The sequence below is a fragment of the Agrobacterium sp. NPDC058088 genome (assembly GCF_042885035.1).
Taxonomy (GTDB): Bacteria; Pseudomonadota; Alphaproteobacteria; order Rhizobiales; family Rhizobiaceae; genus Agrobacterium.
Genome location: NZ_JBHVSU010000001.1, coordinates 875,662 through 898,072, shown reverse-complemented (window position 1 = coordinate 898,072; position 22,411 = coordinate 875,662). Strand labels below are relative to the sequence as shown.

19 protein-coding genes, 1 tRNA gene and 1 pseudogene are annotated in these 22,411 nt (G+C 59.2%); 9 read left to right on the top strand and 12 right to left on the bottom strand.

Annotated elements, in window-relative coordinates; genetic code table 11:
* Positions 1-655: 655 nt before the first annotated feature.
* Complete coding sequence (gene sthA / locus ACFVTJ_RS04510; RefSeq protein ID WP_386904961.1) at positions 656-2,059, top strand: Si-specific NAD(P)(+) transhydrogenase; 1,404 nt, start codon at positions 656-658, stop codon at positions 2,057-2,059.
* 197 nt (positions 2,060-2,256) lie between these two features.
* Here sthA and ACFVTJ_RS04505 read toward each other — a convergent pair whose 3' ends face one another.
* The 4 genes and pseudogenes from ACFVTJ_RS04505 to ACFVTJ_RS04490 form a co-directional block, all read right to left on the bottom strand.
* Entirely contained in the window at positions 2,257-2,904 is a 648-nt protein-coding gene (locus ACFVTJ_RS04505; protein ID WP_386904959.1) for a hypothetical protein, read from the bottom strand.
* Between the two features lie 247 nt (positions 2,905-3,151).
* Positions 3,152-3,687, bottom strand: a pseudogene (locus ACFVTJ_RS04500) (AAA family ATPase).
* 203 nt (positions 3,688-3,890) lie between these two features.
* Positions 3,891-5,369: a trigger factor gene (gene tig, locus ACFVTJ_RS04495; protein WP_386904957.1), complete on the bottom strand. Its 1,479-nt coding sequence runs from the start codon at positions 5,367-5,369 to the stop codon at positions 3,891-3,893.
* A 240-nt stretch (positions 5,370-5,609) separates the two neighbouring features.
* Positions 5,610-5,692 (bottom strand) — tRNA-Leu (locus ACFVTJ_RS04490).
* A 653-nt stretch (positions 5,693-6,345) separates the two neighbouring features.
* Between ACFVTJ_RS04490 and ACFVTJ_RS04485 the strand changes: the two genes are divergently transcribed.
* The 3 genes from ACFVTJ_RS04485 (at position 6,346) to trmFO (ending at position 9,116) form a co-directional block, all read left to right on the top strand.
* Positions 6,346-6,492 (top strand): DUF1127 domain-containing protein, encoded by a 147-nt coding sequence (locus tag ACFVTJ_RS04485; protein ID WP_006314448.1) that lies wholly within the window; start codon positions 6,346-6,348, stop codon positions 6,490-6,492.
* A gap of 480 nt (positions 6,493-6,972) precedes the next feature.
* Positions 6,973-7,116 (top strand): DUF1127 domain-containing protein, encoded by a 144-nt coding sequence (locus ACFVTJ_RS04480; RefSeq protein WP_003515516.1) that lies wholly within the window; start codon positions 6,973-6,975, stop codon positions 7,114-7,116.
* Positions 7,117-7,673: 557 nt separating this feature from the next.
* Entirely contained in the window at positions 7,674-9,116 is a 1,443-nt protein-coding gene (trmFO, locus tag ACFVTJ_RS04475; protein ID WP_386904954.1) for a methylenetetrahydrofolate--tRNA-(uracil(54)-C(5))-methyltransferase (FADH(2)-oxidizing) TrmFO, read from the top strand.
* A 6-nt stretch (positions 9,117-9,122) separates the two neighbouring features.
* Here trmFO and ACFVTJ_RS04470 read toward each other — a convergent pair whose 3' ends face one another.
* From ACFVTJ_RS04470 to ACFVTJ_RS04460, 3 genes are read right to left on the bottom strand one after another with little or no spacing between them, the layout of a single operon-like run.
* Complete coding sequence (locus tag ACFVTJ_RS04470; RefSeq protein WP_386904952.1) at positions 9,123-9,740, bottom strand: TadE/TadG family type IV pilus assembly protein; 618 nt, start codon at positions 9,738-9,740, stop codon at positions 9,123-9,125.
* Entirely contained in the window at positions 9,737-10,303 is a 567-nt protein-coding gene (locus tag ACFVTJ_RS04465; protein ID WP_386904950.1) for a TadE/TadG family type IV pilus assembly protein, read from the bottom strand. The genes ACFVTJ_RS04470 and ACFVTJ_RS04465 overlap by 4 nt, the downstream gene beginning before the upstream one ends.
* 1 nt (position 10,304) lies before the next feature.
* Positions 10,305-11,519: a TadE/TadG family type IV pilus assembly protein gene (locus ACFVTJ_RS04460; protein WP_386904948.1), complete on the bottom strand. Its 1,215-nt coding sequence runs from the start codon at positions 11,517-11,519 to the stop codon at positions 10,305-10,307.
* Between the two features lie 429 nt (positions 11,520-11,948).
* Here ACFVTJ_RS04460 and ACFVTJ_RS04455 point away from each other — a divergent pair, with 429 nt between their 5' ends.
* From ACFVTJ_RS04455 to ACFVTJ_RS04435, 5 genes are all read left to right on the top strand, one after another.
* On the top strand, positions 11,949-13,076 hold the full coding sequence (locus ACFVTJ_RS04455) for an S-(hydroxymethyl)glutathione dehydrogenase/class III alcohol dehydrogenase (RefSeq protein WP_386904947.1): 1,128 nt from the start codon (positions 11,949-11,951) through the stop codon (positions 13,074-13,076).
* Positions 13,077-13,361: 285 nt separating this feature from the next.
* Positions 13,362-14,102, top strand: a complete 741-nt coding sequence (locus ACFVTJ_RS04450; RefSeq protein WP_386905281.1) for a hypothetical protein — start codon at positions 13,362-13,364, stop codon at positions 14,100-14,102.
* 108 nt (positions 14,103-14,210) lie between these two features.
* Complete coding sequence (locus ACFVTJ_RS04445) at positions 14,211-14,474, top strand: acyl carrier protein (protein ID WP_386904945.1); 264 nt, start codon at positions 14,211-14,213, stop codon at positions 14,472-14,474.
* Positions 14,471-16,003 carry an AMP-binding protein gene (locus ACFVTJ_RS04440; protein WP_386904943.1) on the top strand — a complete coding sequence of 511 codons (1,533 nt, stop codon included), beginning with the start codon at positions 14,471-14,473 and terminating at the stop codon, positions 16,001-16,003. Before ACFVTJ_RS04445 ends, ACFVTJ_RS04440 begins: the two co-directional genes overlap by 4 nt.
* A complete protein-coding gene (locus ACFVTJ_RS04435; RefSeq protein ID WP_386904941.1) occupies positions 15,987-17,264 on the top strand; it encodes a type III PLP-dependent enzyme in 1,278 nt (425 codons plus the stop codon). Before ACFVTJ_RS04440 ends, ACFVTJ_RS04435 begins: the two co-directional genes overlap by 17 nt.
* A gap of 205 nt (positions 17,265-17,469) precedes the next feature.
* Here ACFVTJ_RS04435 and ACFVTJ_RS04430 read toward each other — a convergent pair whose 3' ends face one another.
* The 5 genes from ACFVTJ_RS04430 to ACFVTJ_RS04410 all read right to left on the bottom strand — a co-directional run bounded on the left by ACFVTJ_RS04430 (position 17,470) and on the right by ACFVTJ_RS04410 (position 22,410).
* Positions 17,470-18,627 carry an aminodeoxychorismate synthase component I gene (locus ACFVTJ_RS04430; protein ID WP_386904939.1) on the bottom strand — a complete coding sequence of 386 codons (1,158 nt, stop codon included), beginning with the start codon at positions 18,625-18,627 and terminating at the stop codon, positions 17,470-17,472.
* 191 nt (positions 18,628-18,818) lie between these two features.
* The gene (tgt, locus tag ACFVTJ_RS04425) at positions 18,819-19,949 is read right to left on the bottom strand and encodes a tRNA guanosine(34) transglycosylase Tgt (RefSeq protein WP_045024749.1); all 1,131 of its coding nucleotides are present in this window, start codon (positions 19,947-19,949) and stop codon (positions 18,819-18,821) included.
* The gene (gene queA / locus ACFVTJ_RS04420; RefSeq protein ID WP_386904938.1) at positions 19,949-21,049 is read right to left on the bottom strand and encodes a tRNA preQ1(34) S-adenosylmethionine ribosyltransferase-isomerase QueA; all 1,101 of its coding nucleotides are present in this window, start codon (positions 21,047-21,049) and stop codon (positions 19,949-19,951) included. The genes tgt and queA overlap by 1 nt, the downstream gene beginning before the upstream one ends.
* A 245-nt stretch (positions 21,050-21,294) precedes the next feature.
* Positions 21,295-21,804 carry a peptidylprolyl isomerase gene (locus tag ACFVTJ_RS04415; RefSeq protein WP_063948869.1) on the bottom strand — a complete coding sequence of 170 codons (510 nt, stop codon included), beginning with the start codon at positions 21,802-21,804 and terminating at the stop codon, positions 21,295-21,297.
* 36 nt (positions 21,805-21,840) lie between these two features.
* The gene (locus ACFVTJ_RS04410) at positions 21,841-22,410 is read right to left on the bottom strand and encodes a peptidylprolyl isomerase (protein ID WP_386904936.1); all 570 of its coding nucleotides are present in this window, start codon (positions 22,408-22,410) and stop codon (positions 21,841-21,843) included.
* Between the last annotated feature and the right edge of the window lies 1 nt (position 22,411).

The window sequence follows — 22,411 nt, the reverse complement described above, 5'->3', positions numbered from 1 at the left end:
GGAAGCCAGACGTGGCGGAAACCGAAGGACGGTCCTGGTGGTGGAACGCTGGCAACGTTCGTGGAAGGGACCATTTCGCAACGCGCCGTGCACGGCCCTTGCGAGATACGGCATGGTGAAAGACCCGGCTGCGCAACGCATCCGACCCACACCAAACCCAACCGAGGCGCAGCCGGGCAATCGCCCGATGTACTCTGACCATCCCCCGTTCGGCAGTGCCGGGCGGGATGAAGCTGTTGGGGTTTTGGAGCATAATAGACAGAAGCGCGAGGGGCTTTACCCACCTCTGCCCTGCCGGGCATCTCCCCCACAAGGAGGGAGATCGGCAAGAAGCGCTATCGTCACTTCATTCTCAAGCTTGAGCTGGGCGAGACCTTGCTGCATATCGATCTCCCCACCTGTGGGGGAGATGCCCGGCAGGGCAGAGGGGGGTAAAGCCCCGCGCTCCTAGCCAAGTCGAAATTCACCCTAGTTACGAATCCGTCAGATTCTTACGCTACAGATTGACGCAGGCGTTTGTTGCATTGCACTCTAGCGGGCAAGGCAAACGGGGGAATCACTCCCCATCGTCAAAATGGCATCACGACCATTTCGTGACGACGCCATGCCGGATGCGACATCCGGTATCCAAATGCATTCTGTTCCGGGGTTTTTCATGCACCAGTTCGATCTGATTGTTGTCGGCAGCGGTCCGGCGGGTAGACGAGCCGCCATTCAGGCCGCCAAGCTCGAAAAGAGGGTTCTGGTCATCGAGAAAGGCAGCCGCGTCGGCGGCGTTTCGGTGCACACCGGCACCATTCCATCCAAGACCCTGCGCGAAACCGCGCTTAACCTCACCGGCTGGCGCGAGCGCGGTTTTTACGGCCGCTCCTACCGCGTCAAGCAGGAGATCGACGCCGAAGACCTGCGCCGCCGCCTTCTCATCACGCTGGATCACGAAGTGGAAGTGCTGGAACATCAGTTCGCCCGCAACCGCGTACAGCACATTCGCGGCACGGCAAGCTTCATTGACGCCAACACCATGAAGGTGGTGAAGAACGACGGTGAGGTCATGAATGTCACCGGCACCTCCATTTTGCTCACCATCGGCACCCGCCCCTACCGGCCCCCGCATATTCCCTTCGATGGCGAAGCGGTGCTCGATTCGGACGAGATTCTCGAAATCAAGGAACTGCCGCGCTCCATGATCGTCGTTGGCGCCGGCGTCATCGGCATCGAATATGCCACCATTTTCAGCGCGCTCGACACGCAGGTGACGGTGGTGGAGCCGCGCGAAACCATGCTCGAATTCATCGACAAGGAAATCGTCGAGGATTTCGCCTATCAGCTGCGCGACCGCAACATGAAGCTGATCTTCGGCCAGAAGGCGGAGAAGGTGGAACGCGACGAGAGCGGCAAGTGCCTCGTCTCGCTCGGCAATGGCCGCGTCCTGAAGGCCGAGACCGTTCTCTTCGCCGCCGGCCGTGTCGGCGCCACCGATACGCTCAACCTTTCGGCCTGCGGGCTGGAAGCCGACAGTCGCGGCCGTCTGAAAGTCGATCCTGAAACCTTCCAGACGTCCGTGCCGAACATCTATGCCGCCGGCGATATCATCGGTTTCCCGAGCCTCGCCTCCACGTCCATGGAACAGGGCCGCATCGCCGCCCGCCATGCCGTCGGCGCACCGGCCGGCGAACCGCCGCAATTCTTCCCTTACGGCATCTATGCCGTGCCGGAGATCTCCACCTGCGGCCTGACGGAAGAAGAAGTGATCGAACGCAACATTCCCTACGAATGCGGCATCGCCCATTTCCGCGAAACCTCCCGTGGTCACATCATGGGTCTCGACAGCGGCCTCCTGAAGATGATCTTCTCGCTGAAAACCCGCCGCCTGCTCGGCGTCCACATCGTCGGCGAAGGTGCGACCGAGCTGGTGCATATCGGCCAAGCGGTGCTGAACCTCAAGGGCACGGTGGAATATTTCGTGGAGAATACGTTCAACTATCCGACGCTGGCGGAGGCCTACAAGATTGCCGGGCTTGATGCATGGAACCGCATGGGTGAGATGAAGAAGGATTGAGGCTTTGTCGCGGGTGAGACGATCACCTGCAATGTGCGCCCCCCTCCTGCCGTCATGCTCGGGCCTGTCCCGAGCATCTGCAACGTCTCGATTTATGAGACGTGATTAGATCCTTGGGACAAGCCCAAGGATGACGCCGCGTATCGAGCGAGAATGCCGGTCGCACGCAATGCTTGGACGACCGGTCACGCCTATCCTCACCACCGGATACTGTACCGCGCGCTTACCCCCGGCCGGAAATGATCCGCATAACCCTGATCGAGCGTGCCGCGAACCGTCAGGTGATCGCCAAGCTTTTGCTCGACCGCTACGCCGCTGCTGAACTCGTTGAAACTGTTGCGGCTCGCCCCCGTCAACACGAAGGCCGTGCCGGTTTCCGAGCGCGACAGGCGCAGCGACTGCGACACATCAAGCCCGTTCCACTGTTGCGCCGTGCCATCATACCGCACGGTGAAATTGCGGTTTGCCTCGATGTCCAGCTCCGGCGTGACGATACGCTTCTGCTGCGAGGTCATGGAAACGCTGCTCGAACCCGTCAGCGCGTTGAACATGACGCCGACATCCCGCGCCAGCGAAACACCGGGCAGCTGTTCGGCCAATAGCGTGACATTGCCCCACAGCCGCACCGGCGTATCCATCACCTGCCCCGTCTTCGAGGCATTCATGCCCATTTCCAGCCCGGCCCGGATCGGGGTATCGACCGGCAGTTTCGCGCCGATGCGGGCCGTATAAGACCGATCGGAATTCTTAATCGGCTTCCAGATCAGCCCGGCCTCATCAGCATGGGCGGCCGTGGCTGCGGTGAAGAACAATAATAAAAGGGCAGAACCCGTTCGGAGCGACATACTTGTCCCCTGGCAAATTAAGGGCGCGCCGGGAGAACCCGGCAAGCACGGTAAAAGCTAAGGCCAATGGTTTGGCTGCGATGAGGCCACTTTCAGGCGGCACAATGCCCGAACGGCCGCTTGATACGACCGGGCAAATCATGCTCCGCAGGGTGCCAGATGAACGGGAGATGAACAAGAGCATATGCAGCAAAAAATCATGCTGCACTGCATTGTGATCAGAACAAGGATGCGAGACGCCCGGTCGCTACTCTTTTTCAATCGGTGACGCGCAACGCGCGAGGATATCATCCACGACAGCATTCGAGAGGGGGATGAATCGATGACTGTGGCATGAACGGGAATGTCTTCTTTCGTCGCATGAAGCTGCAGGACAAATTCCCGCTCCTCCGGCTTTCCGCCAAACTCGTCCCGGGGCCTCTCAATCAATCGTCTTTGCAGGGTCTCGCTATCGAGATCGAGAACGAAGACCGCATCGAACACATCGATAAAACGCTGAAAATTTCTTGAGCCACCGCAGAAGAATGTGAGCGGGTGGCCGTGATCGGCGGCAATCTGCCGAACCTTTTCGATATCCCATATATGATGCCTGTGACGGAAACGCATATCCGCCGCATCGCGCTCCAGAGCTGGATCAAGGGCCGCGCCCGTTTCAGGGTCGCCCCTATATGCAAGTTCCCGATCGCCATGGATCACATGATGGCCGCGTCGCTGAAGTTCTGTTGCAACCGACGTCTTGCCGACACCGGAGACACCCTCAATCAGGTAGTTTCTGACACCCATAGCGCTTCCATCTGGCTCTCCCTCGCTTTGGCCGGTGACACATGGCGGCCATTGATTTGAAACATAACAATCAGGAATGACATAACCATGTCGGAAGAATGGGAATCGGGTGACTGTCACACCCCAACAAGAAAGACGGCCAAACAAAAAGGCCGCAGCTTTCGCCACGGCCTTTCCATTCAATCAGCTTGCACTGAAGAAGATTATTCGGCGTCGCCTTCAGCGGCCTTCTTCTTGGCCGGAGCCTTCTTCTTCGGAGCGGCTTCTTCGCCTTCAGCGGCGTCGTCAGCCTTGGCGGCGGCCTTTTTCTTGGCAGGCGCCTTCTTCTTGGTTTCCGTGGCTTCTTCGCCGTCGTCAGCCAGCAGCTCTTCCTTGGAAACGGTCTTGTCCGTTACCGAGATTTCGGTGAGCAGCTTGTCGATGACCTTTTCTTCGAAGATCGGTGCGCGCAGCGAAGCGGAAGCGCCGGGGGTGTTGCGGAAGAAATCGAGGATTTCCTTCTGCTGGCCCGGGAACTGCTGAAGCTGCTGGAACAGCGCGCGCTGCATTTCTTCTTCGGTCACTTCAACGCCGGCCTTTTCGCCGATTTCGGAGAGAACGAGGCCGAGACGGACGCGGCGTTCAGCCAGCTTGCGATATTCTTCGCGGGCTTCTTCTTCAGTCGTGTCTTCGTCAGCGAAGCTCTTGCCGGACTGGGCAAGATCGGTGTTGATCTGGCGCCAGATGTTGTCGAACTCGGCATCAACCAGACCAGCCGGCGTGTCGAACTTGTACATCTCGTCCAGCTGGTCGAGGATCTGACGCTTTACCTTCTGGCGGGTGACGTTGCCATACTGGCTTTCGATCTGACCCTTAACGATTTCCTTCAGCTTTTCAGCCGATTCGAGGCCGAGCTTGGTGGCCAATTCGTCGTTGATTTCAACGGCGGCAGCGGCGGCAACTTCCTTGACGGTGATATCGAAGTTGGCTTCCTTGCCGGCAAGGTTCGCAGCCGGGTAGTCAGCCGGGAACGTCACGGTGATGGTCTTTTCGTCGCCAGCCTTGACGCCGACCAGCTGGTCTTCGAAGCCGGGGATGAAACGGCCCGAACCGAGAACCAGTTCGGCATCTTCCGCAGCGCCGCCGTCGAAGGCAACGCCGTCAACCTTGCCAAGATAGTTCATGGTGACGCGGTCGCCTTCAGCGGCCTTGCCCTTCTTGGTCTCGTAAGTGCGGGCGCTTTCAGCGATCTTGAGGATCTGCTCGTTGATTTCGTCTTCGGTCACTTCCACGACTTCGCGGGTAACCTTGATACCGTCATTGGCCTTCAGTTCGATGGCCGGAATGATTTCATAGGCAACGGTGAATTCGAAATCGGATTCAGCCGACAGAATCTTTTCAGCTTCCTGCTCGTCTTCGGTCATGGAGATTGCAGGCTGCGTTGCAGACTTCTCGCCACGGCTGGAGAGGATTTCGGTCGGCTTTTCACGAACCAGCTCGTTGACGAGGTCGGCCATGATGGACTTGCCGTACATCTTCTTCAGGTGGCCAACCGGCACCTTGCCGGGACGGAAACCGTTGATGCGAACCTTGTCCTTGGCGTCGACGAGGCGCTCGTCCAGACGGGCCTTCATGTCGGCAGCCGGAATAACGACCTTGAGTTCGCGCTTCAGCCCTTCAGCGAGCGTTTCGATAACCTGCATTTTCTCAAACCTTCACATCATGGCGGCGGTGCTCAGACAGCCGTTGGTTTACTTTCGAGCACTGCGCCGGAAACATCGTTCCCCGGCCGTGGCTTCTGTTATTTCGTTACACAAGCGCTAGCCGGACACCGTTGCGCCTGCGCCGGAGAGAAGACCAAAGGGGAATAATAAACCCCGAAGCTCCCCGCATCCTATAAGGATGCACTCTGGCGCAAGCGTGGCGCAGCCATGCTTTGCTTGTGGTGCGGGTAGAGAGACTCGAACTCCCACGCCGAAGCGTTGGTACCTAAAACCAATGCGTCTACCAATTCCGCCATACCCGCACGTTGGGCGGCGGTATGTCACAATGTTCTGAAAGGGTCAAGCACGCCGTTCCCCTGCCTTTCGTTTCATCCGGACTTTTCTTGCCGCCCGCGACGGTGGGAGGCGGCAGTCACCCTCTCCGGTCATTTGCCGCGAGCACTACGCAACAGCGTCCAACCGCTGAACAGGAGCTGTTCCGGGCCGGAAACGGAAATCGCGTAATCGCCCTCCTCACCTTGCCGCCCCGCCCCAGCCGATACTTCTGCATGGAAGCCGGCGTGGAAATCAGTCGATCTTTATGCGGCTAGAGTGACATTATATATAGCACCTCCCGCAACCGACATTGGCGAATAGCCCTTCCCCATCCGAATCTGCGGTTCAAGATGTCTGCGCACTGGCACCGTATCCGGCCATCCCCCGCGGATTCGCAACGCCGACACGCATTCGACCACCAAAAGCACAAAAATTGGTCACAAATTGTGCATGAATCGCCGCAATCGAGGTGATTTTCCGGTTCTCCATGCATCCAACGCATAGGTGGCATCTTGCTTTGTCTGTTTTTGTTTCGCTTAAACCGATTATATTAGTGGTCATACAGAGATCAGTTCAGCCCCGGACCAAAGCCTCCCAAGACTGGCCGCAGAGACTGAACAGCACGAAGAGGAAGATGAAAATGAACATTGCACGCTCGCTGACCAACTGGCGCAAGTATCGTCAGACCGTAACCGAACTCGGCCGCATGAGCGACCGCGAACTGAATGACCTCGGCATTGGCCGTCAGGACATCCGCCGCGTCGCCAAGACCGCCGTCGGCTTCTAATTAGACGCCCCGCCGCTCTGCGGCGGAAGCGGGACGACCTACCCAAAAAGGCCTGAGGCTTCCGCCTCTGGCCTTTTTTCGTTTTGGGTGGGCTCTCCACGCCGAGGCGGTCCTGCCGGAGCGCCCGCGGGAGCCGGCGGATGAAAAATGCATCACTGGCCGAGCATTAACGCCGCACCCGGATAGTGCCTGAGGCCCTTTCAACGCCCTTTTCACACCGCAAATCGCCCTTGAGCGCCACCGAAGGCTGCCAAATGCGCGAAGGCCGCATGAAACGCAGGCATTTCCGCTCATATTTTGCTCAGATGATACTCAAAGCCGCAAATTTAGCCGACATAGTGCACAAATGCATGGCAGTCGCTTAAATTCTGCACTGCACAACATGGCTTAATGTCTATATATAAACCTCAACAGCCGAGAGCACAGAGAAACCGCTGAGCCGGCCGACGAAATCAACAGAGATAGATTGAGGAAACGACCATGAACCCCATCCGCATCGCAAAGAACTGGATCTCCTACCGCCGCACGATCAACGAACTTGGCAGCCTGTCCAACCAGGCCCTGAGCGACATCGGCCTGACACGTTACGACATCCGTAACGTTGCTTCCCGTTCGTTCCGCTAAGGCGTAAACGATCGTCCCGCTGCCCGACCTCCAGGGCGCGACGATTGAGCGACAGGTAAAAGAAAGCGGCGCCTCTGGCGCCGTTTTTGATTCTGGTAGTCGGCTGCAAGCAGCTTTTTTCGAAGATGAACTCCTGTCATCCGCTACCATTCGGTTTTACAGAGCGGGTCAGCATTTCGGATACGGGCGCCACGCCAAATACATTGGGTTCGAGATCGCCGCTCGTTTCTTCTTCCCGCCGGGAAGAAGGTGGCCCGAAGGGTCGGATGAAGGGCTAGCTCCCCGAATATCGCCACCCTTGCCCCCTCATCCCGTTGCCGCGACCTTCTCCCCGGCGGGGAGAAGAAGCAGGCAGCATCCGCTCGCTTCAAAATGCGCGCCGGTTCCTCGATCCCGCCCGGAGCTTGGCAGCCCCTTGCCTCCATCCCAAAACCATTTGGCTGCCCCGGCCATGCATGCTAGTGCATCCGTAAACAATGCCGCGTCCTTTTAGGACCCGCGCTTAACAATCACTCGAAACTCAGCGCCGGACGGGAGCCTTTGCCCCGAGGCCGCCCATGGACACCAGCATGCAAGACAAGACCATTTCTCCCATTCACGTCGTGGGCGGCGGACTGGCCGGCTCGGAAGCAGCATGGCAAATTGCGCAGAGCGGCGTTCCCGTCATCCTGCACGAAATGCGTGGCGTGCGCGGCACGGATGCGCATAAGGGCGACTCACTGGCGGAACTGGTCTGTTCCAACTCCTTCCGCTCCGACGATGCGACCGCAAATGCCGTTGGCGTCATCCATGCCGAAATGCGGCTTGCCGGATCGCTGATCATGGCCTGCGCCGACAGGCACCAGGTGCCGGCCGGCGGCGCGCTCGCCGTTGATCGCGACGGGTTTTCCGACGCCGTGACGAAAGAGCTTGAAAATCACCCACTGGTGACAATCGTCCGCGAAGAGGTTTCGGGCTTGCCGCCTAAGGAATGGGGCAGCACTATCATCGCCACCGGCCCGCTCACCTCACCGGATCTGGCGGCGGCGGTGCAGGCGCAGACGGGTGAGGATGCGCTCGCCTTTTTCGACGCCATCGCCCCGATCGTCCACCGCGACAGCATCAATATGGATATCTGCTGGTACCAGTCGCGTTACGACAAGGTCGGCCCTGGCGGCACGGGCAAGGATTACATCAACTGCCCGATGGACGAAGAGCAATATAACGCCTTCATAGACGCGCTGATCGCCGGCGACACGGTCGGTTTCAAGGAATGGGAAGGCACGCCCTATTTCGACGGTTGCCTGCCAATCGAGATCATGGCCGAACGTGGCCGCCAGACCCTGCGCCACGGCCCGATGAAGCCAATGGGCCTGACCAACGCCCACAACCCCACCGTCAAGGCCTATGCTGTCGTCCAGCTGCGGCAGGACAATGCGCTCGGCACGCTCTATAATATGGTCGGTTTCCAGACGAAGCTGAAATATGGCGTGCAGGCGGATGTGTTCCGCATGATTCCGGGCTTGGAAAATGCGGAATTCGCAAGGCTCGGCGGCCTGCACCGCAACACCTATATCGATTCCCCTGTTCTGCTCGACCGCTCGCTGAGGCTGAAATCCCGGCCGGACCTGCGTTTCGCCGGGCAGATCACCGGCTGCGAAGGTTATGTCGAAAGCGCCTCCGTCGGCCTTCTCGCCGGACGCTTCGCCGCCGCCGAGCAAAAGGGCGATACCCCGAGCCTGCCGCCGGCCACCACGGCGCTCGGCTCGCTGCTTAACCACATCACCGGCGGCCACCTCTCCTCCGCTGATGAGCCGGGCAAACGCTCCTTCCAGCCGATGAACATCAATTTCGGCCTGTTCCCGGAACTGGAGCCGGGCTCGATCGTCAAACCTGATGGCGTGAAGCGTTTTCGCGGCAAGGACAAGACGATCATGAAGCGCCAGCTGGTTGCAGCAAGGGCGTTGAAGGATTGTGCGGCGTGGCTCGGCGAAGGCCAGACAGCGACAGAAGCGCAATGAGGCTGCTTAGTCTGGTTTGGGTATGGTTTTGGGTTTCGGCGTGCGCGTGAGGTTCCATTTTGCGAAATCCGATTTGCCGCTCTGGTATGGATATCGTTGAGAAAAGAACGGGTTGACCGCTGCGACATACTCGAATTTGAGCGTGATATCGGTGAGGACCGAGATCAGCGGCTTATAGCTGTACCGCCCGGAGACGACGATGATAGCTTCCTGGGCAACGAAACCGTTGGCAATCACGGTTTTCTCCCATGGCACATCTTCGGCAGAGCCCATAAAATTGTGGGCGGGAAATTGCAGCCGGGCGACCTTATCCACCAGTTTGACGCTTCTCAGCGTCAGGTCAAGTTTGCCCGTCTGGAGAATGCCGCTGCCGGAAAGGACGACGAAACTCGGCACGCCCGTGCGCACCCGTTCCTCGAATTCAGGAAATCTCGCCGCCCAGCGCGCAGAATTGTCGACGACCGCCATGAACCGGTCATAGCTCAACCAGCCGCGCCCTACCTCAATGACCACGGCAAGCATAAGGACGAGCAGCGGTGCCAGAAGCCCCATTTCCACCGCCGCAGCGCCAGAACGGCAACGGCCGAAACTGCCAAGACGAAAAAACCATCTCGTCTTTTTCATTCGGTCACCCGTACGGCAGTGATGGCCAGGGAAATGTTGCGCAACTGATGAATGCCACCCGTGTCCGGCACGAGGAGCCGCGTCGTCGGCATCAAAAAATTCCACTTGTAACCGATTGCCAGAATGTACTGACCGGCGGTATCGAAGGGCGGGCGAAAATCGTTCACGATCGGTATGGGCACTTTGGCTTCGGCAATATCGTCGTCGGGGATCGGCAAGAGAGCGATCTTGAGGTTGGTTTCGTCCGTCCCGCCAATGAAATGAGAGGCAATTGCCTTGCGCAACGCAATCTCGGTCGCCGGCCGACCATCCGCCGCCGCCTTGCGGAGATACTCGATGCCCGCATTCGACGCAAAAGAGAGATAGAGGTAATAGAGCATCAGCAGGCCGATTTCGAGCGCCCCGAAAATCAGCGCAAAAAACAGCGGCAACAGCAGCGCCGTCTCCACCGCCGTTGCCGCCTTTCGGTCGCCAAACAACCGGTAACATGCCGCAAGCGTGAACCGGCATCCGCGCGGGCCGCCGCAGCTTTTATCCTGACGCAGGGAAAGAAAAGACTTCATCTCAGTCTTCTTCCACTCGATCCACATAGATGAGCTGGAAGCCCGTGATGATGCCGCCGAAACTGTCGCTCAGTCCGGTAGCCTCGATAGTCACCCGATAGATGGAGTAGGCTTTGACCCTGAAACTGTAGTCCCTCGGTGTCCAGGCAATGCTGTTTTTATCCTGAGTCAACTCCCACACCTTCTGCTGAGGTCTGAGCGTGGGGAGCCGCTGCTGTAGCGAAATCTTGATGCCGTTGGTTTTTTCCACGTCCTCGACGGCCCGGCGCCCATTATACCAAACCATGATCTTATATATTCCGGGGTGAAGCTCGACATCCTTGTAAATCGAGCTATTGGCTTCGTTATTTTTTTTCTTGCCGGGCGCGGGCGGCCCCCAGTCGCTGTCGAGTTCCATGACATAACGCGTTGGCAATGAGAGCTCGGCGCCTACCTTTTTCTCGATTTCGATCTTGTCGGCGGTCTTTGCCTTATCGACTTCCTTCAGAGTGCAGGCTTTGTCGTTGGCGGTAGGGGCGTCGTTGAGTTTCTTGCTCTGCATTCCGGCCGGATAACCCTGCCAATTGTGGTTACGGCGGCAGCAGGGGCTGCTCCAGTCCTGCAACTCGACACCGGGCCCGGTGCCGCCATCCCATCCAATTTCAGAATAGGGATAGACACCCCAGCATCCGCCGGGTGTTTCCTTGGTGACGCCGTTTTTCAAAATCCGCTCGACGCCGAGAGCGTTGCTCTCGAACATGTTGTCTATAATGACCGCGTCGTCCTCAGGGTAAGGCGGGATGCCTTCGCACGACTCCTTGAGGCGATATTTCAGCTCATCGAGATTGAACATCTCCGAGAAGATCAGACGGTAGCTGAACTCGGCTTTGATGTCCGTCTCGGTCCAGTCCACGTTCACCTCGCGCGAGAGGACCTTCTGCTTGGTGGATTGAATCATGGCATCGAAGGCCGCGGCCACATTGTCGCGCCTGACGCTGTCAAGCAACGTGTAGGTGCGCGTCGGCTTTGTGGCTCTTTCGCACGCCATCGCCATGACCCGCTTTGACTGGTTGTAATAAGCGAGCGCTCGACCACCCTCAAAAAGCAGCCCCAACAAAATGATGAACATCGGCAGCAAGAGCGCGGTCATGATGGCGAAGGCGCCCGCGCGATCTTTGAGGAGCGACGAAAACGGCCCGCTTTTCCATGCTGCTTTTTTTACCCACCTGCTCGTCATCAAAACACCGTCTCATGTCGCTCATCGCCATGGGAAAGGCGCGCTATGAAAAGCGGCAGGCCTGGCTTTCTGCGACGTTTAAAAATACCCGGCCCGCACCGGTCGCTTGAAAATTGCTCGTCGGTCACCGGCCGGGATGCTTTTCGAGCAACCTCGCCTGACCACTGAAAATACAGGGGTCAATTAACACGCAAACCGTAAATCAAAACTCAACCGGAACTCAAAAATATGAAGCAAATTCATATGCTTAATTTATTTATTAATAAATTAGCGAGTATCTGTAAAAGCACATGACCGCTTGAAGGCAGCGCGGGGTTTGAATTCACGGCCACCTGCGAAAACACAAACTTGGGCTCGCCTCTTGTCCCCCTCGACAAGCTCGGGCACAACAGCCCCATCCGATCACAAGACAATGCCAGGAGATAAGATATGGACGTTCGCGCCGCAGTTGCCATTCAGGCCGGAAAACCGCTTGAGGTCATGACCGTTCAACTCGAAGGCCCGCGCGCCAGCGAAGTGCTGGTCGAGGTCAAGGCGACGGGCATTTGCCACACGGATGATTTCACGCTTTCCGGTGCCGATCCGGAAGGCCTGTTTCCGGCCATTCTCGGCCATGAAGGTGCGGGCGTCGTGGTGGATGTCGGCCCCGGCGTCACCTCGGTCAAGAAAGGCGATCACGTCATTCCCCTCTACACGCCGGAATGCCGCGAGTGTTATTCCTGCACCTCGCGCAAGACCAATCTGTGCACCTCCATCCGCGCCACCCAGGGCCAGGGCGTGATGCCTGACGGCACCAGCCGATTCTCGATCGGAAAGGACAAGATCCACCACTACATGGGCTGCTCGACCTTCTCGAACTATACGGTTCTGCCGGAAATCGCGCTTGCCAAGATCAACCCCGACGCGCCGTTCGACAAGGTCTGCTATATTGGCTGCGGCGTGACGACAGGCATCGGCGCCGTCATCAACACTGCGAAAGTCGAGATCGGCTCCACCGCCATCGTCTTCGGCCTCGGCGGCATCGGCCTCAACGTGCTGCAGGGCCTGCGCCTTGCCGGCGCGGACATGATCATCGGCGTCGATATCAATCCGGACCGCAAGGCCTGGGGCGAAAAATTCGGCATGACCCACTTCGTCAACCCGAAGGAAGTCGGCGAGGATATCGTTCCCTATCTTGTCAACATGACCAAGCGCAATGGCGACCTGATCGGCGGCGCGGACTATACCTTCGACTGCACCGGCAATACCAAGGTCATGCGCCAGGCGCTGGAAGCCTCGCATCGCGGCTGGGGCAAGTCGGTCATCATCGGCGTTGCGGGTGCGGGCCAGGAAATCTCCACCCGTCCGTTCCAGCTGGTCACGGGCCGCAACTGGATGGGCACCGCCTTTGGCGGCGCGCGCGGCCGCACGGATGTGCCGAAGATCGTCGACTGGTACATGGAAGGCAAGATCCAGATCGACCCGATGATCACCCACACCATGCCGCTTGAAGACATCAACAAGGGCTTCGACCTGATGCACAAGGGCGAAAGCATTCGCGGCGTCGTTGTGTATTGATTGATCGAGACAAAGGCGGGCGCGCCTGACCGCGCGCCCGCCCTTCATGCAAATGTGATCGCCGCCAGCCTGCTGCAGCCATTGCGATTAACGGGACGGTAAATTTATCGTCGTAAGCCGATACTGCGCGGCGGAGTTGAAAACCTCTCCCCGGCCAGAGCAAGGCCAGACAGCGGAGAGCGACCCCTGAAAATCGTACCGATCGACAACGGAAACCGCGCCGCCGCCGTTGGCATTCTGGCGAAGGGTTTTCCGGAAAAAAGCGAGGCCTTCTGGGCACGCGGCCTGTCGCTTATCGGGGAACATCACGAGCGGCGTCATCTCGGCCCCATCGGCCAGTTGCTGATGAAGGGCGACGATGCCGCAGGCGTCCTGCTGACGATCAGAAGCCGATTGGCCGAAACAGGCCGCGTTACCGTCAATCTTTCAAGCTGGTATGTCGAGCCGTCCTTTCGCTGGTTTGCGCCGCGCATGCTGCAGATGGCGTCATCTGACGAAAACGAAATCTTCACCGATCTCACCCCCTCGCCCGAAACGAACAAGCTCAACGAGCGGCTGGGGTTTCACACGGTGACGGATTGCACGCTGTTTTATCCCCTGCCGTTGGCGGCGTTACGTCCGGCACGCGCGCGGCTTTATCCGCTGACGGAGACAACGGCGGAAACCCTGTCTTCCGAAACACGCGAGATGCTGGAAGACCACGCCCGCCTTGGCTGCATCGTGGCCATCCTGGAGGCGGAAGGCCAACGCCATCCGCTGGTATTTTTAAAAACCGCGACAAAACGACTACCTTCCGCCCGTCTGATCTATTGCGAGGACCGGCAGATTGCGCAAAGGCACCTGCCCGCCATTGCCCGCCATCTGCTCACTAAAGGCCGGCTCGCCCTGACCATGTCGGCTTGCGAAAAAGACCGGCACGCCGGTGGCTTTGCCGCACATAAATTCGCGCCTATACAAGTAAAAGGCGCATGGGACCCACATATTGTTAACGAAACATACTCAGAGTTGGTGTTATTGCCACCATAGGTATTCTAGTGAATCCTGCGTGACCTGATGGAATCCTTGGCCGTCACAGGCAAGACGTCATTCCGGGGCGGGTCCATGGGGATCAAACGGGGAAATTGGAGAACAAGCATGCTCGTAGCGAAAGAAAATGAAATCGACGTTGCCGACACCATTTACTCCTACCTTGCTGACCGTTTTCCCGCCTACGCACCCTTCTCTGCCGATACTGAGCTTCTCGAAAGCGGCGCGATCGATTCGCTCGGCTTTCTGGAGCTGATGGTCTTTATCGGCGAAGGTTTCGGCATCATTCTGAATGACGAGCATTTCACCCCCGAAAATCTCGGCACGCCGGCCGATCTCATCGCTTTTGTTCGCCGGGAACGGAGGCGATGACACCACATTTCCTGCTGCACCACCTTCTCGCCACCCGCGCGGCAAGCGAGGATCAGGCGCTTGTTCACAAGGAACAATCGCTGAATTATCGCGAATTCGCGGCGGCAGCGACACGTTGCGCGGCGGCATTGCAGGAAACAGGCGCCGGGCGCGGCGATCGCATCGTCATCTACCTGCCGCGCGGCCTTGAGGAATGCTGGTCGATCTTCGGTGTCAGCATGGCCGGCGGCGTTTTCGTGCCGGTCAATGCCTTGCTGAAAGCACAGCAGATTCGCCATATCGTCAGCGATTGCGGCGCAAAGATCGTCATCAGCAGCGCGGCGATGATGGATGAGCTGAAGGCGGCTCTGGTTGACCTTCCCGATGTCACGATCCTGCTGGCGGAAGAGATTGCGGCACGTAAAAGCTCTTCCGCACGCCCTTCGGCGGCGATCGGCGAAGACCTTGCGGCCATTCTTTATACATCCGGCTCCACCGGCTCGCCCAAGGGCGTGATGCTATCGCACCGCAATCTTCTGGCCGGCGCGCGTATCGTGCGTACCTATCTGGAAATTACGGCCAATGACCGCATTCTCTCCCTCCTGCCTTTCAGCTTCGATTATGGCCTCAACCAGCTGCTGACGGCGGTGGAACAGGGCGCGGCCACTGTCATCTCCACCTTCCGACTGGGCGACGAGATTGTCCGTGATCTTCGCGACCATGCCATCACCGGTCTCGCCGGCGTGCCGACGATCTGGGCGATCCTGACACGGGCAGCCCCTTTGCTCGCAAAAACACCCTTGCCGCATCTGCGCTACATCACCAATTCCGGCGGGCGTGTGCCGCAGGAAACCGTAAAAGCACTGCGCGACAAGCTGCCGGATACTAAAATCTACCTGATGTACGGCCTGACGGAGGCCTTCCGCTCGACCTTCCTGCCGCCGGACGAAATCGATCGCCGCCCGACGTCCATCGGCAAGGCCATTCCCGAATGTGAAATCTTCCTCGTCACCGACAAGGGACAGAGGGCGAAACGGGGTGAACCCGGCATTCTCGTCCATCGCGGCCCAACGGTCTCTCTCGGTTACTGGAACCGCCCGGAAGACACGGCAAAAGTGCTGCGCCCGCACCCCTTCATGCCCGCCGAGCGTGGCGGCGAGACCGTGTGTTATTCCGGCGATCTGGCGGTGGAGGACGAAGACGGTTTCTTCAGCTTCGTTGCCCGCAACGATGCAATGATCAAATCCTCTGGCTACCGCATCAGCCCGACCGAGGTGGAAGAAAGCCTGATGTCGACGGGGCTTTTCCAGCAGGTTGCCGTCATCGGCCTGCCGGACCCCTTTGCGGGTGAAAAGGTGCATGCCGTGGCAACCGCGGCCCATGAAACTATCGATGTTTCGGCAGCGCTGAAGAAGGCTACCGAAATGCTCGCCCCCTTCATGATCCCGCGCGCCATCGAACTGGTCGATCGGCTGCCGATCACCGCCAATGGCAAGGTGGATTACCGCGCGCTGGTGCGCGAACGGACGGACAATGGCGCCCACGGATAAATCCCAGAACCACGGCCCGGCCCTTGCGGCTGCGCAATTTGCGGTCACGGACAACGATCTGGTGATCGGCGGACTTACGGTGCGCGATATCGTCACCGAAACCGGCACGCCATGTTTCCTTTATGACGCCAGCGCCATGCGCCGCGCCTATCGCGATCTCAAAACAGCGCTCGAGGGCTTCGCCGATATCTATTACTCGGTAAAGGCCAATCCCCTGCCCGCCATCATATCGCTGTTCCGGCAGGAAGGTGCCGGCGCGGAAATCGCCTCGGTTGGTGAATATCGCGCTGCCATCAAGGCCGGTGTCGCGCCTGAGAACATCATCTTCGCCGGCCCCGGCAAGCGCATGGCCGAATTGCGTGAGGTGATAGAGGGCGGTATCGGCGAAATCCACATCGAAAGCGCCGAGGAAATTGCCCGCATCGCGGCGATCGGCAAGCCGGTCAAGGCCTCGATCCGCATCAATCCGGTGCCGGATGCCCAGGCGGGAGCCATGCGCATGGGTGGCAAGGCCACCGCCTTCGGTTTCGATGAGGAAGAACTAGAGAACGTCCTGTCGCTATTCAACGACCTCAGCCATATCGATCTCATCGGTGTGCACATCTACGGCGGCACGCAAATTCTCGACGCCGACATGCTTGTCTCCCAATGGAGACATGCGATTTCCCTCGCCGCGCGCATGGCGGAAATGCTCGGCAAGCCGCTCGAAACCATCGATCTCGGCGGCGGCCTCGGCATCCCCTATTTCGCAGGCGAAACGGCGCTTGATCTTGAAAAAGTCAGCGCTGCCATTCCCGATCTCAAGGCGCTTCTGAAAGCACATCCGCTGATCGCCGATGCCCATGTCATCGTCGAACCTGGCCGCTTACTCGCTGGCCCCGGCGGCCTCTATGTGGCGGAAGTCAATTCGGTAAAGGCATCACGCGGCACCACTTTCGTGGTGATGGATGGCGGCATGCACCATCATCTTGCCGCCTCGGGCAATCTCGGCCAGATCGTCAAACGCAACTACCCCGTCGTCGCACCGGCCATGATGCAGGCGGAGCATGAGGAAACCGCCACCATCGTCGGCCCACTCTGCACGCCACTCGATACATTGGCCCGCAATGCGGCCCTGCCGAAACTCAAGGCCGGTGATCTCGTCGCATTCCTGCAGTCCGGCGCCTATGGCGCAAGCGCCAGCCCTTCGGGTTTTCTAAGCCATCCGGCGGCAAAGGAAGTGCTGGTGGAGAATGGGGTGTTTGAGGTGATCGGGCGCTGACGACGTTTGGTAGCGAAAACCGTAGCCGGTTTTCCTAAGGGCACACATTTGGTTGCCTACCTCGGAGCTTCCTCCAACCTCCCTCATTCCTGTGCTTGTCACAGGAATCCAGTCGACGCACGTCCGTGCGGCTGGAGGAGTCTTTTCAGCCCAAGGACTTGGGCTGGCTGGATTCCTGTGACAAGCACAGGAATGAGGGAGGCGACTAACTCCGAAGCAACCTGTCCCCCACCGCGAATTTCGATTTCAGCAGGCATTCATCATACTCGGCCTCGCCCACGGAATCGAAAACGATACCACCGCCGACATTGAAGACGGCGCGGCCGTCATCGAACAGGCTGAGCGTGCGGATCGCCACTGAGAACCGCATCTCACCGTTAGGAGACATGAAGCCTATCGCGCCGCAATAGGCGTCTCGCGACTTCTCTTCCAGCTCCCGCAGGATTTTCATCGCCCACATTTTTGGCGCGCCCGTCACCGAACCGCAGGGAAACAGCGCCGAAAAAATATCCTCCACGGTCACGTCAGGCAGAAGCTTCGCCCTGACATGGCTGACCATCTGGTGCACCGTGGGATAAGTCTCGATATCGAACAGGCGCGGCACATGCAGGCTGCCAACCTCGGTAATGCGGGAAATGTCGTTGCGCAGCAGATCGACGATCATGCGGTTTTCGGCAAGCGTCTTTTCATCCGCGAGCATCGCCGCGATGATTGCCCGATCCTCTTCCGCATTCGCCCCGCGTGGCGTCGTTCCCTTCATGGGATGGGTTTCGATGAACCCTTGCCCGTCAACCGAGAAAAAGAGTTCCGGTGAGCGTGACAGGATGACCGGGCCGCCAAGATCGACCAGCGCGCCGTATTTCACCGGCTGCCGTTCGATCAGCGACCAGAAGGCGGTCAGCGGATCTCCATGCCAGCGGGCATGAACGGGCATGGTGAGATTGCCCTGATAACAGTCGCCGCGGCGCAGATGGTCGTGTAACCGCTCGAAACGTTTCTGATATTCGGGAAGCGTCCATGCCGGTACCGGATCGGTCAGAAACGCGTCCGCGTCCGGAACCTCGTCAGGCCGCGCAAAGCGGCCTTCATGCGGCTGCGGGCCGGAGAAGACGCCGAAATTCAGGAACGGCACATTGCGGGGCTCGGCCGCAAAGGGTGCAAGCTTCGGCTCGAACAGGAAACCGGCCTCGTAGGACATGTAGCCGGCAAGGTATTTCCCGGCGCGGCGCAGATGCTCCATGCGTTTCAGCGCCGCGAAAAACGCCTCTGGCTCATCCGCAACGATGATTTCCTCGGGCTCGGCGAAGGCTGTCACCGTGCCGGTCGTGTCATCCCGGAAAAGAACGTAAGGCGCATGTGCCAAGGCAAAATCCGTCGAAGGTGAATCTGGGGACTTTAGGGCGTCGGAAAGAAACCTCTCCATCGTCATCCTCGGTCCCCGGATCAAGTCCGAGGATGTCCCGAGGATCTACCGCCCGTTCACTTTAGCCACCTCGGCAGATCCTCGGCACAAGGCCGAGGATGACGTCGAGTGTGGAGACACGTCACGAGGCGTTAAACCGGGTCTATATCGCCCCGCGCCCACATCTCGATGGTTTCCGCGTAGAAATCGGCGAAACGGCCTTCCTCGATAGACTTGCGGATACCCTGCATCAGCTCCTGATAATAGGCAAGATTGTGCCAGGAGAGCAGCATGCCGCCCAACGCTTCGTTGGAGCGGGTGAGATGGTGGAGATAGGCGCGGGAATAATCGCGCGAGGCCGGGCAATTGGACTGCTCGTCCAGCGGGCGCATATCTTCCGCATGGCGGGCATTGCGAATATTGACGCGGCCACGACGGGTAAAGGCCAGCCCGTGACGGCCGGAGCGGGTGGGCATCACGCAATCGAACATGTCGATGCCGCGCGCCACCGATTTCAGAATATCGTCAGGCGTGCCGACGCCCATCAGGTAACGCGGCTTTTCGGTGGGCAGCACCGGGAGCGTAATATCGAGCATGCCCAGCATCACATCCTGCGGCTCGCCGACGGCAAGGCCACCAACGGCGTAGCCCTTGAGATCGAGCTGCTTCAGCCCTTCGGCCGAGCGGATACGCAAGTCCGGCTGATCACCGCCCTGTACGATACCGAACATGGCCTTGCCGGGCTGTTCGCCAAAGGCGACGCGGCAGCGTTCGGCCCAGCGCAGCGACATTTCCATGGCGCGCTCGATTTCCTTGCGCTCAGCCGGCAGCGCGATGCATTCGTCGAGCTGCATCTGGATGTCCGAATCGAGCATGCCCTGAATTTCGATGGAGCGTTCCGGCGACATGTGATGCAGCGAACCGTCCACATGGCTTTTGAAGGTCACACCCTTCTCATCCAGCTTGCGCAGACCCGACAGCGACATGACCTGAAAACCTCCGCTGTCGGTGAGGATCGGATGCGGCCAGCGGATCAGCTCATGCAGACCGCCGAGGCGCGCCACGCGCTCTGGACCGGGCCGCAGCATCAGGTGGTAGGTATTGCCGAGAATGATATCGGCCCCCAGCTCGCGCACCTGATCGAGATACATGGCCTTGACGGTGCCGACAGTGCCGACGGGCATGAAGGCGGGCGTGCGGATGACGCCGCGCGGCATGGCGACTTCGCCGAGGCGCGCGCCGCCGCTCGTGGCTTTCAGGGTGAAGGTGAATTTGTCGTGCATCAGTTTTTCCGGAACAACAGGCTGGAATCGCCATAGGAATAGAAGCGGTATCCGGTTTCGATAGCGTGCTTATAAGCGTCACGCATCGTTTCGAGACCGCAGAAAGCCGAAACGAGCATGAACAGCGTCGATTTCGGCAGGTGGAAATTGGTCATCAGTATGTCGACAGCCCGGAAACGATACCCGGGCGTGATGAAGATGCCGGTTGCGTCGGACCACGGCTGGATGGTGCCATCCTCGGCAGCAGCACTTTCGATCAGGCGCAGCGACGTCGTACCCACACAGACAATGCGCCCGCCCCGCGCCTTCACCGCATTCAGCTGGTCAGCGGTTTCCTGTGAGACGTGCCCGATCTCGAAATGCATCTTGTGGTCGTCGGTATCATCAGCCTTGACCGGCAGGAAGGTGCCTGCCCCGACGTGCAGCGTCACGAAATGCCGCTCGATACCAGCCTTGTCGAGCGCCGCAAACAGGTCGGGCGTGAAATGCAGGCCGGCGGTCGGTGCAGCAACGGCGCCCTTCTCGCGGGCGTAAATGGTCTGGTAGTCGGTCTGGTCCTGCTGGTCCTCGGGCCGCTTGGCAGCAATGTAAGGCGGCAAAGGAATATGGCCGACGGAGGCAATCGCCTCGTCCAGCACGGGGCCGGACACATCGAACAGCAGCGTGATCTCGCCGTCCTCGCCCTTTTCCTCGACGGTGGCTTCGAGATGGGCAAGGCCGCACGCCCCGCTGGAGGAATTAACAACGTCGCGCCCGTAACCGAACCGGATGCGGTCGCCCTGCTTGATGCGCTTGCCGGGACGGGCGAAAGCCTTCCAGCGGGATTGGTCGGCGCGCATGTGCAGCGTGGCGGAAACGACCGTCTCCGGCGCGCCCTCGCGCAACCTGACACCTTCAAGCTGGGCGGGGATAACGCGAGTGTCGTTGAAGACAAGCGCATCGCCGGGCCGCAGGAAGGACGGCAGGTCGAAGACGCGATGGTCCTCCATGCGGCCTTGATTCGGATCGACCACCAGCAGGCGCGCGCTATCACGCGGGTTTGCCGGGCGAAGGGCGATATTTTCCTCGGGCAGGTCGAAATCGAACAGGTCTACGCGCATTGCAAGGGGCTCTCGAAAATATCAAAACCCGCCCTCAATGGGGCGGGTGGTGGGTAGTGACAAGGCTTCGTCTAACGCGACGTCATCCTCGGGCTTGTCCCGAGGATCTAACCACGTTGCCGTCGGGGATCGTTAGATCCTCGGGACAAGCCCGAGGATGACGGCTGAGAGGTTGGCACCCTTATCATCAATGTGAAACGCCCCGCAGTTTCCTGCGGAGCGGGTAAAGACTTTATAGGCTATCCTCAAGCCGCCGAAGCAAGCTTCATCGAAACGATCGAATCGGGATCCTTCACCGGCTCGCCGCGCTTGACCTTGTCGATGGCTTCCATGCCTTCGATGACCTGGCCCCAAACGGTGTACTGCTTGTTGAGCCACGGAGAATCCGTGAAGCAGATGAAGAACTGCGAGTTGGCGGAGTTCGGGTTCTGCGAACGGGCCATGGAGCAGGTGCCGCGCACATGCGGAATGGCGGAAAATTCAGCCTTCAGGTCTTCTTTTTCAGAACCGCCCATGCCGGCGCGAGCCGGGTTGAAGCTTTCCGAACCCTTCTTGCCGAACTTCACGTCGCCGGTCTGGGCCATGAAGTCTTCGATGACGCGGTGGAAAACCACGCCGTCATAAGCGCCTTCCGAGACGAGTTCCTTGATGCGGGCAACGTGGCCAGGCGCAACTTCCGGAAGCAGCTGGATCACGACCTTGCCGGTCGTCGTTTCCATGATGATGGTGTTCTCCGGATCCTTGATCTCGGCCATGGTTATTCTCCTCTGTTCGGGCTCTATTGCCCTACCTTACTTCTTGCCGACGGTGACCTTGATCATCCGGTCGGGGTTGGAAACTTCGCCGTTGCCGCCGGCGCCGCGCTTGATCTTGTCCACAGCTTCCATGCCGGACACGACCTTGCCGACCACGGTGTACTGGCCGTTCAGGAACGGACCGTCGGCAAACATGATGAAGAACTGCGAATTGGCGGAATTCGGATCGCTGGAACGGGCCATGCCGACAGTTCCGCGATTGAAGGGCTTCTTGGAGAATTCGGCCGGAATATCCGGCATGTCGGAACCGCCGGTTCCGGCGCGCTGGGCGTTAAAACCCTTCTCCATGTTGCCAAACTGAACGTCGCCGGTCTGTGCCATGAAACCGTCGATGACGCGATGGAAAGCCACGTTGTCATAAGCGCCCTTCTTGGCCAACGCCTCGATCTGGGCCACGTGCTTGGGCGCAACATCAGGCGCAAGCTCGATGACGACGGGGCCGTCCTTCAGCTGGATGGTCAGAAGTTCGGCGGCCGAAGCGATGGTGCTGGCGGCAAGCGCACCGGCAAACAAGGCGCCGGCAAAGGCAAATCGAACGAGTTTCATC

Bases quoted from the DNA above. Each gene is read 5' to 3' on its own strand.
- sthA (WP_386904961.1), top strand. From the start codon at position 656: ATGCACCAGTTCGATCTGATTGTTGTCGGCAGCGGTCCGGCGGGTAGA.
- ACFVTJ_RS04505 (WP_386904959.1), bottom strand. From the start codon at position 2,904: ATGTCGCTCCGAACGGGTTCTGCCCTTTTATTATTGTTCTTCACCGCA.
- tig (WP_386904957.1), bottom strand. From the start codon at position 5,369: ATGCAGGTTATCGAAACGCTCGCTGAAGGGCTGAAGCGCGAACTCAAG.
- ACFVTJ_RS04485 (WP_006314448.1), top strand. From the start codon at position 6,346: ATGAACATTGCACGCTCGCTGACCAACTGGCGCAAGTATCGTCAGACC.
- ACFVTJ_RS04480 (WP_003515516.1), top strand. From the start codon at position 6,973: ATGAACCCCATCCGCATCGCAAAGAACTGGATCTCCTACCGCCGCACG.
- trmFO (WP_386904954.1), top strand. From the start codon at position 7,674: ATGGACACCAGCATGCAAGACAAGACCATTTCTCCCATTCACGTCGTG.
- ACFVTJ_RS04470 (WP_386904952.1), bottom strand. From the start codon at position 9,740: ATGAAAAAGACGAGATGGTTTTTTCGTCTTGGCAGTTTCGGCCGTTGC.
- ACFVTJ_RS04465 (WP_386904950.1), bottom strand. From the start codon at position 10,303: ATGAAGTCTTTTCTTTCCCTGCGTCAGGATAAAAGCTGCGGCGGCCCG.
- ACFVTJ_RS04460 (WP_386904948.1), bottom strand. From the start codon at position 11,519: ATGACGAGCAGGTGGGTAAAAAAAGCAGCATGGAAAAGCGGGCCGTTT.
- ACFVTJ_RS04455 (WP_386904947.1), top strand. From the start codon at position 11,949: ATGGACGTTCGCGCCGCAGTTGCCATTCAGGCCGGAAAACCGCTTGAG.
- ACFVTJ_RS04445 (WP_386904945.1), top strand. From the start codon at position 14,211: ATGCTCGTAGCGAAAGAAAATGAAATCGACGTTGCCGACACCATTTAC.
- ACFVTJ_RS04440 (WP_386904943.1), top strand. From the start codon at position 14,471: ATGACACCACATTTCCTGCTGCACCACCTTCTCGCCACCCGCGCGGCA.
- ACFVTJ_RS04435 (WP_386904941.1), top strand. From the start codon at position 15,987: ATGGCGCCCACGGATAAATCCCAGAACCACGGCCCGGCCCTTGCGGCT.
- tgt (WP_045024749.1), bottom strand. From the start codon at position 19,949: ATGCACGACAAATTCACCTTCACCCTGAAAGCCACGAGCGGCGGCGCG.
- queA (WP_386904938.1), bottom strand. From the start codon at position 21,049: ATGCGCGTAGACCTGTTCGATTTCGACCTGCCCGAGGAAAATATCGCC.
- ACFVTJ_RS04415 (WP_063948869.1), bottom strand. From the start codon at position 21,804: ATGGCCGAGATCAAGGATCCGGAGAACACCATCATCATGGAAACGACG.
- ACFVTJ_RS04410 (WP_386904936.1), bottom strand. From the start codon at position 22,410: ATGAAACTCGTTCGATTTGCCTTTGCCGGCGCCTTGTTTGCCGGTGCG.